General features: G+C 56.9%; 15 protein-coding genes. 2 read left to right on the forward strand and 13 right to left on the reverse strand.

The window, feature by feature from the left end; genetic code table 11:
* Window position 1: 1 nt before the first annotated feature.
* Window positions 2–571, reverse strand: coding sequence for a cupin domain-containing protein (locus ABWH92_RS01345; protein ID WP_375571448.1), 570 nt, complete (start codon window positions 569–571; stop codon window positions 2–4).
* A 137-nt stretch (window positions 572–708) separates the two neighbouring features.
* Here ABWH92_RS01345 and ABWH92_RS01350 point away from each other — a divergent pair, with 137 nt between their 5' ends.
* Both ABWH92_RS01350 and ABWH92_RS01355 read left to right on the forward strand, forming a co-directional pair.
* On the forward strand, window positions 709–2,010 hold the full coding sequence (locus ABWH92_RS01350; protein WP_375571449.1) for a 4-aminobutyrate--2-oxoglutarate transaminase: 1,302 nt from the start codon (window positions 709–711) through the stop codon (window positions 2,008–2,010).
* On the forward strand, window positions 2,007–3,491 hold the full coding sequence (locus ABWH92_RS01355) for an NAD-dependent succinate-semialdehyde dehydrogenase (RefSeq protein ID WP_375571451.1): 1,485 nt from the start codon (window positions 2,007–2,009) through the stop codon (window positions 3,489–3,491). Before ABWH92_RS01350 ends, ABWH92_RS01355 begins: the two co-directional genes overlap by 4 nt.
* Before the next feature lie 24 nt (window positions 3,492–3,515).
* Here ABWH92_RS01355 and ABWH92_RS01360 read toward each other — a convergent pair whose 3' ends face one another.
* The 12 genes from ABWH92_RS01360 to ABWH92_RS01415 all read right to left on the reverse strand — a co-directional run bounded on the left by ABWH92_RS01360 (window position 3,516) and on the right by ABWH92_RS01415 (window position 13,884).
* Complete coding sequence (locus ABWH92_RS01360) at window positions 3,516–3,833, reverse strand: cupin domain-containing protein (RefSeq protein WP_375571453.1); 318 nt, start codon at window positions 3,831–3,833, stop codon at window positions 3,516–3,518.
* 9 nt (window positions 3,834–3,842) lie between these two features.
* Entirely contained in the window at window positions 3,843–4,397 is a 555-nt protein-coding gene (locus ABWH92_RS01365) for a biotin transporter BioY (protein ID WP_375571455.1), read from the reverse strand.
* Between the two features lie 16 nt (window positions 4,398–4,413).
* On the reverse strand, window positions 4,414–5,028 hold the full coding sequence (locus ABWH92_RS01370; RefSeq protein WP_375571457.1) for an energy-coupling factor transporter transmembrane component T family protein: 615 nt from the start codon (window positions 5,026–5,028) through the stop codon (window positions 4,414–4,416).
* Window positions 5,003–5,740: an energy-coupling factor ABC transporter ATP-binding protein gene (locus tag ABWH92_RS01375; protein ID WP_375571459.1), complete on the reverse strand. Its 738-nt coding sequence runs from the start codon at window positions 5,738–5,740 to the stop codon at window positions 5,003–5,005. The genes ABWH92_RS01370 and ABWH92_RS01375 overlap by 26 nt, the downstream gene beginning before the upstream one ends.
* A 19-nt stretch (window positions 5,741–5,759) precedes the next feature.
* Window positions 5,760–6,812 carry an ABC transporter permease gene (locus tag ABWH92_RS01380; protein ID WP_375571461.1) on the reverse strand — a complete coding sequence of 351 codons (1,053 nt, stop codon included), beginning with the start codon at window positions 6,810–6,812 and terminating at the stop codon, window positions 5,760–5,762.
* Window positions 6,809–8,323: a sugar ABC transporter ATP-binding protein gene (locus tag ABWH92_RS01385; RefSeq protein WP_375571462.1), complete on the reverse strand. Its 1,515-nt coding sequence runs from the start codon at window positions 8,321–8,323 to the stop codon at window positions 6,809–6,811. The genes ABWH92_RS01380 and ABWH92_RS01385 overlap by 4 nt, the downstream gene beginning before the upstream one ends.
* 93 nt (window positions 8,324–8,416) lie before the next feature.
* The gene (gene torT, locus ABWH92_RS01390) at window positions 8,417–9,493 is read right to left on the reverse strand and encodes a TMAO reductase system periplasmic protein TorT (RefSeq protein ID WP_375571464.1); all 1,077 of its coding nucleotides are present in this window, start codon (window positions 9,491–9,493) and stop codon (window positions 8,417–8,419) included.
* Window positions 9,494–9,598: 105 nt separating this feature from the next.
* Window positions 9,599–10,567, reverse strand: a complete 969-nt coding sequence (locus ABWH92_RS01395; protein WP_375571466.1) for a biotin-dependent carboxyltransferase family protein — start codon at window positions 10,565–10,567, stop codon at window positions 9,599–9,601.
* On the reverse strand, window positions 10,557–11,432 hold the full coding sequence (locus tag ABWH92_RS01400; protein ID WP_375571468.1) for an allophanate hydrolase subunit 1: 876 nt from the start codon (window positions 11,430–11,432) through the stop codon (window positions 10,557–10,559). Before ABWH92_RS01400 ends, ABWH92_RS01395 begins: the two co-directional genes overlap by 11 nt.
* Entirely contained in the window at window positions 11,432–12,814 is a 1,383-nt protein-coding gene (locus ABWH92_RS01405; RefSeq protein ID WP_375571470.1) for an acetyl-CoA carboxylase biotin carboxylase subunit, read from the reverse strand. Before ABWH92_RS01405 ends, ABWH92_RS01400 begins: the two co-directional genes overlap by 1 nt.
* 2 nt (window positions 12,815–12,816) lie before the next feature.
* Window positions 12,817–13,053: an acetyl-CoA carboxylase gene (locus ABWH92_RS01410; RefSeq protein WP_375571471.1), complete on the reverse strand. Its 237-nt coding sequence runs from the start codon at window positions 13,051–13,053 to the stop codon at window positions 12,817–12,819.
* Between the two features lie 54 nt (window positions 13,054–13,107).
* Window positions 13,108–13,884: a 5-oxoprolinase subunit PxpA gene (locus ABWH92_RS01415; protein ID WP_375571473.1), complete on the reverse strand. Its 777-nt coding sequence runs from the start codon at window positions 13,882–13,884 to the stop codon at window positions 13,108–13,110.
* Window positions 13,885–14,095 lie beyond the last annotated feature (211 nt).

Below are 14,095 nucleotides of genomic sequence, written 5' to 3' on the forward strand. Positions count from 1 at the left end.
GCTAAAAAGTCGGTGGTGTGCAGGCGCTGATCACCACGCTTTCCACCGGGCCCACTTGCCGGAAGCGATGCGGTTTTTGGCTGTGAAACAGATAGGCATCGCCGGGGCCGAGGATCTTTCTTTCTTCACCAACCGTCACCTCGACATGTCCGGCGATCACAATACCGCCCTCCTCACCCTCATGCTCGTACATGACCCGGCCGGTATCCGCGTTCAGGCCATAGGTTTCTTTCAAAATCTGCAAGCTTCGGCCGAGCAAATGTGTGCCGACTTGCTTCAATGACAAGCGACCCTTGCCGATCTCAGTTAAGTCCTCTGCGGCGTAAAACACTGTGTGATCAGGCTCCGGCTCAAAGGCAAAAAACTCCGCTAAGCCGATGGGAATGCCTTTGAGAACACGCTTCAGCGAACCGACCGATGGGCTGATCTTGCCAGCTTCCATCAGTGAGATGGTTGCGCTGGCAACACCCACTTTCTTGGCAAGCGCTCGCTGCGACAGACCTGCACGGGTGCGCAGCAGCCGCAAGCGATGGCCAAGCTCGGCATTCTCTGGATCAGGGGTGTTCAACATGATCAATATCCTAAACGGTATGGTCGCACTCTCTTTGACATCAGTAGCTTAGCGCATCAACAAAACAGACTTACTGGCAAGCTTTTTTCCTCCTACGCTTTCGATAAAGCTAGCAAACCGGTGAGGAGAAGATCAGTATGTTGAACGCAGATGTGAGCTCGCGGCGCCAGAACGCCATTGCGCGGGGTGTCGGCACGATGACACAGGTTTACGCCGCCAAAGCGGAAAACGCTGAAATCTGGGACATCGAAGGCAAGCGCTATATCGACTTTGCCGCCGGGATCGCTGTGGTCAACACCGGTCACCGCCACCCCCGCGTGATCGAGGCCGTGAAACAACAGCTCGATCAGTTCACCCATACCTGTCATCAGGTGGTGCCTTATGAGAACTATGTGCGGCTGGCCGAACGCTTGAACGCAGCTGTACCAGGTGACTTTGAGAAAAAGACTGTTTTCGTCTCTACGGGGGCAGAAGCGGTGGAAAACGCCATCAAGATCGCGCGTGCTGCCACCGGTCGCGATGCAGTGATCGCCTTCTCAGGTGGTTTTCACGGACGCACCTTTATGACCATGTCGATGACCGGCAAGGTGTTTCCCTACAAGGCGGGCTTTGGGGCGATGCCAGGTGATGTGTTTCACGCCCCCTTCCCTGTACCGCTGCATGGTATGGGTGAAGACGATGCTTTGGTGGCTCTGGATCGACTGTTCAAAGCTGACGTAGACCCTACTCGCGTAGCCGCGATGGTGATTGAGCCGGTGCAAGGTGAAGGCGGGTTTTACGAAGCGCCAACGTCATTCCTGCGCAAGCTGCGCACGATCTGCGATGCCCATGGCATTGTGTTGATTGCCGATGAGGTCCAGACCGGCTTCGCGCGAACCGGCAAACTTTTTGCCATGGATCATCACGGCGTGGCTGCCGATCTCACAACCATGGCCAAGGGCCTCGCGGGTGGCTTTCCTCTGGCCGCGGTTACAGGCCGCGCAGAGCTGATGGACGCTGCTGCCCCAGGCGGACTTGGTGGCACCTATGGCGGCAACCCAATCGGCATCGCGGCGGCCCATGCCGTGCTCGATGTGATCGAGGATGAAAAACTGTGTGCACGGGCTTCCCAGTTGGGCAACCAGTTGAAACACCGGCTTGAAACACTAAGGGTTGAGGTGCCACAGATTGCCGATGTTCGTGGTCCGGGCTTTATGACTGCAGTGGAATTTGCAAATCCCGGGAACGGCACACCTGATACGGCGTTCACACTGGCCGTTAAGGACGCCGCACTGGAGCGAGGCTTAATTTTGCTAACCTGCGGTGTGTTTGCCAATGTGATCCGTTTTCTAGCCCCGGTCACCATTCAAGATAAGGTTTTTGCCGAAGCGCTCGACATCATCGAGGCATCCATCAAACAGGCTGTGGCAACGACCTCAAACAAGGAAAAAGCAGCATGATAGCATCCACCCTTAGTGATCGGTTGAACGACAAAGACCTTGCGGTCGATGCCGCTCTGGTGGCGGGGCGTTGGCTCAAAACGGCCCCATCGGGCAAAACCTTCACGGTCACCAACCCATCGACAGGTGAGACGCTTGCTGATCTGCCCGACCTGGGGTCAAAGGAAGCTGACCAGGCCATAGATGCTGCCTATGAAGCGCAAAAAGACTGGGCTGCCCGAACCAGCAAAGAGCGAAGCGCTGTGCTTCGTCGACTGCACGATCTGATGGTGGACAATGCCGATGATCTCGCCATCATTCTCACCGCGGAAATGGGCAAACCGTTGGCCGAAGCCAGGGGCGAAATCCTCTACGGCGCAAGCTATGTGGAATGGTTCGCCGAAGAAGCAAAGCGCGTTTACGGCGACATCATTCCTGGCCATCAGGGCGACAAACGGGTTGTGGTCCTCAAACAGCCGGTGGGTGTCGTGGCGTCCATCACGCCTTGGAACTTCCCCAACGCGATGATGGCACGAAAAATGGCGCCCGCCCTTGCTGTCGGCTGTGCTTTTGTAGCCAAGCCGGCCGAGCTAACCCCCCTTTCGGCACTCGCCATGGGTGTTTTGGCGGAACGCGCAGGTCTGCCGAGAGGCCTTTTTAGCGTTCTAACAACAACCGACAGCGCCACCATGGGTAAGACTTTTTGCTCTCATGACAAAGTGCGCAAACTCTCCTTCACCGGGTCCACCCGCGTTGGCAAGATCCTTATGAAGCAGGCTGCAGAGCAGGTGATGCGCACATCCATGGAATTGGGCGGCAACGCTCCTTTCATCGTCTTCAACGATGCTGACCTGGATGCGGCAGTCGAAGGCGCGATGATCTCAAAGTACCGCAACAATGGGCAGACCTGCGTCTGCGCGAACCGCATCTATGTGCAGTCCGGCGTCTATGATGCCTTCGCTGCCAAGCTGGTGGACGCGGTAAAAGCGCTTCACGTTGGCGATGGCTTTGAGGATGGCATCGACGCTGGGCCGCTGATCAATCAAGCGGCCGTGGAGAAGGTGCAAGACCATATTGCCGACGCAACCCAGAAGGGTGCCACGCTTGCCGTTGGAGGCAGCCCCCACCAACGTGGCGGCACCTATTTTGAACCCACCGTTCTGACCGGCGTAACGAGCGATATGGCGATCGCGCGTGAGGAAACGTTCGGACCGGTCGCGCCTTTGTTTGCTTTCGATGGTGTGGACGATGTGATTGCCAAAGCCAACGACACCGAGTTCGGCTTAGCCGCGTATTTCTATGCCAAGGACCTCGCCCAAGTGTGGCGCGTTGCTGAAGCGCTGGAATACGGCATGGTCGGCGTCAACACCGGTATCATCTCCAACGAAATGGCGCCGTTCGGTGGGGTCAAACAGTCTGGGCAAGGCCGAGAAGGCTCTAAGTACGGCATCGATGACTATTTGGAGATCAAATATGTCTGCCTCGGCAGCATCGAGGCCTAACCAGCTCAATCTGAGGAGAGCTGGTCAGCTCTCCTCGCTGGTTGCCAGCATTTCGATCTCTACAAACGCAACAGGATAATCGTTGGCATTGATCACATCGTGCTCCACACCAGCCCCGCGGGCATAGCTTGCCCCGATCTGCATCGGAGCCTTCGTGATTGTGCCATCAGGACCCTTGATGTCGAGCGCTCCGTCAAACAGAGGCACAACCACATAGTCGTGCCCGTGCCGATGCCAACCGGTGTTGTCGCCCTTCTTGGCGAAGTCCCATCGCGTGACTCGAACGGTTTCGTTCTCGATTTGAACGGTTGGAACGGCGGTCCCGACAGATGAGTTACACATAACCAGCCTCTAAGCCTGATCAGTGCGCGACAGCACACTTTGTGGCCGGGCCTTGTAAAGCGCCGCAGTCAAAATGCCTGCCACGATGGCTTTGGCAACATCGCCAGGGATGAAGGCTGTGACCAGCGCAGTAGCTTCCACCAAAGTGCGATCCAAAACGATCGACATGCCGACAATACCAAACGCGTAAAGAACGATGATGCCACCAATGATGCTGGCAATGATCGCAACCACTGTCAGGTTCGCGCTGCGCCAGCGCTCAACAATCAAGCCTGTTACGAAGGCCGCAACTGGCCATCCAAACAAGAACCCAGCCGTTGGACCGGCAAAGACACCCAGGCCGCCGCGACCACCGGCAAGCAATGGCAAGCCAACGGCAACCAGCAGCAAAAACAACAGCACAGCCAGTGTGCCGCGCTTCGCACCCAGCACCGTGCCGCACAGCATGATGGCGAGGGTCTGCGCTGTGATCGGCACACCAAACCCAAGAGAGAAGGCTGGGATGAGGCCAAGCGCCGCAATAAGCGCGGCAAACAGGGCAATGAGGGTCAGATTGCGTTCCATGGGACGTCCTTTGAAATCAGCGTCTTGGTGTTGGGTTGAGACCGCCGCGTGCACGAATGGCCTCAGCGACCTGTTCAGCATCATCGATGGCCAACACAGTGAAGGGTAGGATCACGCGCCAGCGTGGTTTACTTCGAGCGCGCGCTTGCCATGCCGCCCCCAACTGACGGCCCTTGTCTGCCAGCGTGGGGGTGAAACGGATGACCAGCGCAATGCCCAGTTCCAACGCGCGGGTGTTGAGACCAAATCGCGCGAAGGGCTTCAATAGCCATTGCACGACCGCAATCATATCCGACAAACGGGTTGTCATGGTCACAAGTGTGGCCAAGCCAACAGCCGTCAGCAGTCGTAGTGCGATGAGCGCGCCGCCTGATGGATCGCCGATGACCAAGTGCCAAACGACCAACAGAACAAGGAATGGCCAAAGCGCCCACAGTGCCTTGATACCGGCCGTGAAAAATGTGCGCCCCGGCAGGGCATAGAGCGCCAGGCAAGCAAGAAAGGCAGCTATCTGAAAGGCAAGGCTTTGATTGGCAACCAAGATGATGGTTGCGGCGCAAAGCAAGAGAAGCTTTGCTCCCGCAGGCCAGCCGTGAGCGCGCGTTTCAACTGGCGAGGTCAGAGATATCATCGTTACCCCCCAATTGGCGCATGCGCGCATCAAATGCCGGCAGCACTTTCAGTGGTGGCCCATCCATCGCAAGCCGCCCTTCATCTATCCACAAAATGCGCGAGCAATCGGCCAAGTGCGAGGGATCATGAGCGATGTGCACCAGCATGGTGGGGATCGCTTCTAACGTGCGCGCGAGCTGCATCTGCGTTGGAATGTCCAAACCGGAATAGGGTTCATCCAACACAATCGCTTTGGGTTCCATCGCGAGCACAGCCATCAGGCAGACAAGGCGCTTTTGCCCTTGTGACAGGCGGTGCACCGCCTCTTTGGCCCAGTGGGTTTTGTCAAAGCTCTCCAGGACCGCTTCAACCTTCTCGCTGGCTTGGTTTTTGTTCCAACCCTTTTGCAAGAGGCCAAAAGCCAGCTCCTCTTCGACCGTCGGGAAAATGATCTGATGATCAGAGTTCTGAAAGAGGATACCAACGGTTGAGAGGGCTGCCGCACGGTCCGCGTAGACATCGATGCCATCGACCCGAACCGTGCCACCGGTTGGCTTCACCAACCCGCAGAAGAGGCGTGCAAAAGTTGACTTGCCCGATCCGTTGCGACCGACAACACCGATGCGGTGTTCGTCAGCTCGCACCGAAAGATCGGTGATGATGGCTTTGCCCTCCATCTCCAGCGAGACGTTGGAGAACTCAAACGACATGGGCTGGAGAGGCGAAGACACCAAAACAAAAACCGAAAAGCTATCCGCCGCTAAGGATCAGCCTGTAGCGGAATTGGTCAAATATCACAGCGAGGATGAGCAGCGCACCCAGAAGCACCATCTGCATGTAGGAGCTGATTTGCGCAAGGTTCATCCCATTTTGCACCAACACGATGAAGAAGGCGCCGAGCACGACACTTAGCACACTGCCGATCCCACCGCGCAACGACACACCGGCGATCACGCATGCAGCGATGGACTCAAGCGCAATAGAGGCGCCGAGATTGGCCTCGCCAGACTCCACGCGTGCGGTTAGCAAAAGCCCCGTCACCGAAGCGATGAACGCGCAAATGAGATAGCACATCAAAAGCGTGCGCTTGGTGTTGATTGCCGAAAGGTGGGCGGCTTTGATGTTGCCCCCAACGGCGTAAATCTGCGTTCCCAAACGAGTTTGCGTCATCAAAACCCACATGATGACAATAAAGACAATGGCGACAAGAACGGGCGCAGGTATTCCCCATAATCGCCCGAAGCCCAGCGTATCGGCAAACACAAAGGGCATGCCGGAAACAGGCACACCACCGGTGAGGAAGAGCGCAATGCCCGCGCCCACCGAAGACACTCCCAACGTCATGATGAAAGGCGAAACCTCAAAATAGGCCACGCCAATGCCGTTGACCAAACCGACCAGCAATGCCGCACCAAAGCCCATGCAGGCGCCCAGAACGATGGCGAGCCAAATGGCATCGGGGAAGACGCCTGCCAGCCAAACCATACCCAAGGCGGAGACCACCGAGGTGAGCGCTATTGCGGTCCCAACGGAAAGGTCGAAACCGCCTGAGATCAGCACCACCATCTGGCCCATGGAGACAAGCACCAAGAACACCGATTGGCGGGCCACATTGACCATGTTCTGCATGGTCAAGAAGGACGAGGACAACAGCGCGAAGATGACCACGGCAGCGACCAGGAAAAAGGGCAGCACGCCCACCTTTACGAAAACGTTGCGGATCAGCGCCAGAGCGCCAGATCGCGTGGGTTCAGATGGAGCAACGTCCTGTTTCGCGCCGCCTGTTTCAGGGTTGGGGCTCATGATTGCGCTCCAGATTCATCAAAGAAATATTTCAACACCACATCCTCGCGCATGTCCTCACCAGCAAGCTCGGCAGTAACCGCGCCATGGGCGAGCACCAGCAAACGGTGAGAAAGGTTCATCACTTCAGGTAGATCAGAGGAGATCACGATGATGGCTTTACCGGCTTCACAAAGCTCTTTGATCAAGAGGTAGAGGGCAGCTCGCGTGCCCATATCAACGCCAACTGTCGGCTCATCGAAAATGTAGACATCGGCGTGCTGGCCAAAGCAGCGGCCAAACAGAACTTTTTGCTGATTGCCGCCGGAGAGCTGAGAAACAACTTTTCTGCGGTAGCCTTCTGAAAGCTCCACGTGATCTAAGATGGTCAGAACCTCTGCGCTCACCGCCTTGCGATCCACAAAAGCGGAACGATTGGGCACCTTGTCGCCCATGATGAGGTTCACCGCGAGGTTCTGATCGGATCGTTTGGCCAGATCCAGCCCCTCATTCTTGCGGTCGGATGAAAGGTAGTACATGCCAGCACGGATGATCGCTGCTGTGGGGGCCTTGCTGATATCCTGGCCTTTCAAACGCACTGTTCCATGCGCGTGTGGCATGAGCCCCATCAAGGCACGAAACAGACGTGACTTGCCTGACCCGACGAGCCCAGCGACGCCAAGAACCTCACCAGCGCGCACGGTGAAACTCGCTCCATGAACACCGTCGGTGGAAAGGTTCTCCACCTCCAAAAGGGTCTCACCTTCAAGATTGTCGATTTTCGGGTAGATTTCGTCGATGGCACGCCCGGTCATCATCTCAACCAGAGCGGCCTCATCGGTCTCGTTCATGGCCACGGTGCCGATCTTAGCGCCGTCACGCAGCACAGTGATGCGGTCAGCTATGCGGGCAAATTCCTGAATACGGTGGGAGATGTAGATGACGCCCACACCACGCTGTTTGAGCGACAAGACAAAGTCGAACAAATGATCAACTTCCTTGTCGGTTAGCGATGCTGTTGGCTCATCGAGGATAAGAACTTTGAGGTCACCGTGAAAAGCTTTGGTGATCTCGACCATCTGCTGCTGCGCGCGCGACAGGCTGGCCACAGTCACATTGGGGTCGATGTCAAAACCAAGTTCGGCGAGCATCTCTTTGGAACGCCGACGCATGGTTTTATGGTCGAGAAACGGTCCGATCAGCGGCTCCCAACCCATAAAGATGTTTTGCGCGACGGTCAGCGTCGGCAGCAGGCTGAACTCCTGGAAAACGGTGTAGATGCCTTTGTCCTGCGCATCGGCGACACTCGTAAAATGCAGCGGCTGACCATCAAGGCTCATTGTGCCGCCCGAGGGATTGTTGGCCCCGGCGAGCAACGAAATCAGCGTCGACTTTCCGGCGCCATTTTCACCGAAAAGAACATGCACTTCGCCAGCCTGTAGGTCGAAATCGACAGCGTTCAACGCCACAACGCCGGGATAGCGTTTGGTGAGCTTCTCAAGAGAGATCAGCGGTTGCGCGGCGGATGACACGGGATGGACCTTTGGCAAAAGAGTGGGCTGGGAGAGGCTCTCCCAGCCCAGCATTGTGAGTGAGCCGCGTCGGGAGGGCGCGGCTCAGCTCCCTTAGTTTTCGACGCTGAACACAGGTGAGAAACCATCCGGCGGAAGGATGTTCTCACGTGGCACATCGTTGATGTTGTCGGGATCGACCACAAAGATCTGCGGCCCAACATGGGAGATGAGGTCTTCGCCTTCCAGCGCGCGGACGGCTTGGTCAATCGCCATGCGGCCTTGGATCACCATGCTGTCGGCGGGAGCTGCTAAGATGAAACCACGCTGGATACCCGTGTAGACGCCAGGGGTCATGTAGAAGGAGAGAAGTTCAACCTCACCAACCAGCCCGCGTTCGCGGATCAGGCCCTGCGCGGCTTCGGCCGTCACAGCCGTACCCGCCAGATAACGCACATCTGGGTTGGCCTGGAGAACGTCTTCAACCAGAGAAAGCTGAACCTCACGACCGGTATCGCCGTAGCGCGGTTCAAGGACTTCGATAGCTGAGCCCTCTACGGCTTCCATGAAGCCCTGATGCGCCGCTTCCACCCAACCAGCGCCCGCTGGTCCTGGGAACCAACCGACCTGAACCGGATCGCTGCCAGCGGGATGCTGCTCAGCAAGATAGCGGCCCGTTTCAGCACCCATGGTGTAGAATGACACGAGCGCTTTGGCAGTGATGTCTTCTGAGGAAACACCGTTCACCAAATCAATCACCGGGATACCTTGGGCAGCGATTTCAGCAATCACATTGTTCAAGCCATCGCCTGAGATCGCGCCAATTGCCACGGCCTGCGCACCACCAGCAACACAGTCTTCCAACTGACTGATCTGGGTTGTGAGTTCCGTGTAGCCACCTGCTTCCACAAGGTTAAGGTTGACGCCAAGGCGTTCAGCTTCATCGGCCACACCATAATTCACGCCAAGCCAGTAAGCATCTTTCATGTGTGGGAACGATACACAGATGTTCCATGGCTGACTGGCTGATTCCAGCGCTTCATAGCTCACATCGCTCACTTCCCCGTCAGCGGAGAAGGGAGGGGTTACTTGTTGAGCGGGATAAGGAAACCAGCTGTCCATCGCAAACGCGCTGGCTGGCAAAAGGCTGGCAACGGCGACCGTTGCAAGCAGCTTCTTGGTCAAAGTCATTGGGTAGTCCTCCAAGTTGAATGTGGTCTGTTCTTTTTGGTGTCTTGATCCGGGGGGAACGCTGGGCCCAGTTATATGGCGCCAGCTGGGGCGTGGTCGAAGATCTCAGGAAAGGGCCTCACGGATTGCGCCGAGGACGGCCTTGCGATCCTTGCGGGCGGCCAGAGCACCATCCATGTCGACCTTTTGGAACTTCACCGGCATGTGCGGTTGAAGCTGACCGATCAGGTCCATGTCTGCCGATATGATGGCGCCGAGCGTAAAATAACCGCCGCCGGACACAGCATCTCGATGCAAGACGATGGGTTCGGTTCCACCAGGCACCTGAATGGAGCCGTATGAGTAGCAACCATCAACAATATTGGACGGGTCTGAACCCGCACCAAAGGGCGGTTCGCGGTCTACGAATTCCAGCGGGCGCCCACCTTTGAAGCGGTACCCCATGCGGTCTGCTTCCGGCGCCACAGCCCAATCATCGTCGAAGAAATTCTGGCCCGATGCTTCGGTGAGGCGATGCCAGTAGAGACCAGGCAAGACCCGCAAGGTCGTGGGGGAGCCTGGACCGCGGCGAAGATTTTCAGGAACGCTTTTGCCTGCGGCCCCAGCCCCCTGCCCGACGGGAATGTCATCCCCCGCTGCAATCGCGCGGCCCTCATAGCCGCCCAAAGCACCGATGGGATAGGTGGACCGGCTGCCAAGGGCTGGCGGTGTGCTGATGCCACCCGAGACAGCGATGTAGATACGCGCACCGTCTTTAAGAAAGCCGAAGCTCAGCGTTTGACCTGCCTTCACCGCGAAGGATGTCCAAGGCTCTTGCTCCTCTCCATCCAACAGGATGGGCATGGTCGCGCCTGTTACGGCAACGGTGGCGGGCGCGGTGAACTCAATTTCAGGCCCCATGAACACAGCTTCCAATCCAGCTGCGTCTTCAGGGTTACCAACCAACATGTTGGCGGCGCGCATAGCCAATCGATCCATGGCCCCACCAACGGGAATTCCCAAGTGGAAATAGCCGGGTCGACCGAGATCTTGAATGGAGGTTGAGAGGCCGGGATTTTTTATCTTAAGCGACATTGAGGGCCTCCAGCAGTTTGGCGTTGGTGCCGCGCATATCCGCGTTGAATGCATCAAGGTCGAACTCAACCTCGGCGATGCGCGGTGCGTACGTGTTGGCCTCAACCTCTTTGAGAATGCGATCGTACTCGGCCCGATCAATGGGCTTCCATTTGACGATGTCACCTGGCTTGAAGAAGACCATGAAGTCTTTCAGGTACGAGGTCTTTTGCTCCGGATCGAAGATCGGCATCGGGGTGATGCCAAACATCTGATAGCCGCCAGCGCCGCGCACTGAGTAGATGCAAGAGAAGCAACCGCCATAGCCAACTGTGAGCTTGGGCGTGTCGGTACGCGGGCGGAGATATTTGGGCACCTCAAGCTGCTTTTCGCGCTCAACAAGCTGGTACAGAAACGGCAGACCAGCCACGAACCCGACCATAGAAACAAACCAAGGCTGGGAGTGATGAGCCTCAATGAAGGCTTCGGCACTATCATAGCCGTTGATCTTGGCCGCGTAGTCCAAGTCAGTCCCTGTCGGGTCTTGATGACGCTCGCGGAAGCGCATCAGCGTTTCGTGCGTCCAAGGGTCTTGGTAGTAGACTGGGATTTCAATGATGCGCGTTGATAGCCTTTTGTCGGCATCCTCGGCCTTGTGCTCCAGCTCTTTGATGCGGGCCATGATATCATCTGGATGAATGACATCTGGGTCAAAGCGCACTTGGAACGAAGCGTTTGCCGGACAGATTTCCGTCACGCCTTCAATGTTGGCATCGCGCACAGCGTTGCTCATGGACAGCGATTTGAAGAACGCATCGAGGGACATCTCATCGTCCATCTCGACATAGATGTGCTCATCGCCGCCATTCGTGTAGCGGGTTTTCATTATGCTGCTCCTTGTGATTGGGGCGGCATCAAGTTCCCGGCATCAAGCCAGGGTTCGAGCCATTGGGTGTGGAAATCGCCCGCCAGTACGCTGGGGTCGCGGCAGAGGGCTTGATGCAGGGGGATCGTTGTTTTGATGCCGTCGATCGCCAGTTGATCGAGCGCCTGCGACAGGGTGGCAATGGCATCGGCGCGCGAGGCACCATGCACAATGAGCTTCCCGACCAAGGAATCGTAAAACGGCGGGATCTGGTAGCCTTCGTAAATGAAGTGATCGAAACGGCTGCCTGCCACATCCGGCACCTTCATCGCTGCAACCTGACCCGGCCAGGGCATGAACTGCATGAAGGGATCTTCGGCGTTGATCCGCACTTCAATGGCGTGACCGTTGCGTGAGATAGTATCTTGCGTGTGAGTGAGAGATGCGCCACCGCACACCTTGATCATCTCTTCCACAAGACCAACGCCAGTGATCATCTCGGTGACGGGATGCTCCACCTGAATGCGCGTGTTCATCTCGATGAAGAAGAACTCGTTGGAGGTTTCGTCGTAGAGATATTCAAGCGTGCCCGCGCCGCGATAGTTGACAGCCTCGGCAAGTGCGACGGCGCTGGCGCAGAGTGCTTGGCGCGTGGGCTCATCAAGACATGACGCACCAGCCTCTTCCCACACTTTTTGGCGTCGCCGTTGAAGGGAGCATTCACGTTCAAAGTAGTGAACAGCACGGTCGCCATCGCCCATGATTTGCACTTCGATGTGGCGGGGCGAACGGATCGCACGCTCAAGGTAAAGCCCGCCGTCGCCAAAGGCCGACGCGGCCTCAGCTTGCGCTTGTGGCGCCATAGCGCGCAATTCGTCTTCGTTTTGGGCAATGCGGATGCCCTTGCCGCCGCCACCGGCAGCAGCCTTGATCATGACGGGGTAACCGATATCGCCAGCCAACTGCGCGGCCTCGTCAACCGTTTCAAGACGGCCTTTTGAGCCGGGCACAACGGGTACGCCTGCCGCCTGCGCCGCTTCACGTGCAGCGACCTTGTCACCCATACGGTCGATGGTGTCGGCATCCGGCCCAACGAAGGTCATGCCCGCATCGATTACAGCACGCGCAAAGGCAGCGCTTTCTGCAAGGAAGCCATAGCCAGGATGCACGGCATCAGCGCCGGTTTCTGCGGCGGCACCGATGACCTTCTCAATGTTGAGATATGAATCGCTGGCTTTGGCCGGGCCGATGCAAACGGACACATCAGCGAGCCCAACAGCCATCATGTCCGCATCAGCTTCAGAATAGACCTGTACAGTCTCGATACCGAGCGCCTTAGCAGCGCGGTTGATCCGCACAGCGATCTCGCCACGGTTTGCAATAAGAAGGCGCGAAATGGCCATGGCTAGCCCGCCAGCTCCGCAAGAACCTGGCCTGCCGTGACCGGCGTTTCGTTCTCCGCCACATAACCGTCAAAGGTGCCCGCACTCTCGGATTTGACCTCGATGAAGGTCTTCATCACTTCTACGAGCCCAATGGTATCGCCAACGGCCACGCTGTCGCCCTTGGCCTTGAAAGGTGCGGAGTTCGGATCTGGCTTATGGTAGAACGTGCCCGGAAGCGGGGATTGAATGGCGGCCATGATTGAGTTCCTCGTATTCGGTTTCTTGTCCGTTTTCTCGGTTCTGCTGGTTGGCTAATGACCGATAACGGTGGCAGCGGGTGCGATGTTGATCCCAGCGTCGGTCAGCGCAGCACGAATGGCTTTGCCCATATCCAAGGCGCCCGGCGTGTCGGAATGGAAGCAGATCGATTCAAAGGCGATGTCCACTTCATCGCCATCGACCGTTGTCACTGTTCCTTCAGCGCAGGCTTTCACGCACTTGGCAGCGATCTGTTCGATGTTGGGCCGACCAACTTGGCGACGAAAGACGATGGACCCTGACGCGTCATAGTCTCGGTCGGCGTAGAACTCGCGCACCACTGGATGCCCTGCGTTCTTGGCGATCTCATAGGTCTTGGAGATGCCCATACAGAAAAGGATGGTGTCACCGGAAACATCGGCGAGGGTTTCTACCAGGTGCTGGGAGAGCTGCTCATTGACCGCGGCCTCCATATAGAGCGCGCCGTGGGGCTTGATATGCTGGAGCGACACGCCGTGGCGGCGACCAAACTCGCGGAGCGCCCCTACCTGGTAGAGAATATCATTCACCAGCTCTTCAGCGCTGGTGTCTATGCGGCGGCGGCCAAAGCCTTGCAAATCATTGTATCCGGGATGCGCACCCAACCCGACACCGTACTTGCCCGCCAGTTGGACGACACGGTTCATGGAGTTGGGATCACCGGCATGGAAGCCAGTTGCAACATTGGCCGAACTGATGAGCGCCATGATGTCTTCATCGGGTGCATCACCGAGAGACCACTGGCCGAACCCTTCGCCCATGTCGCAATTCAGATCGACCACACTTTTCATCAAACGCCTCTTCCCTAGGTGCGGCATAGGCTTCCAAAGGCTCCGAAAAATGAAAAGTTCTATTTTTTGTGGAAGCTATATCGAGAAATACGATAATAGATGGAGCGCTATTTTTCTGAATAAAATCAGATGCTCAAATCGGTTTCACTCACACTAAGAGGCCACTTTCGCATTATGTGCTAAACTGATATCGTTGTTTCAAATGACAACA

Origin of the sequence: Ahrensia marina (assembly GCF_042140245.1) — a bacterium.
Classification (GTDB): domain Bacteria; phylum Pseudomonadota; class Alphaproteobacteria; order Rhizobiales; family MH13; genus MH13.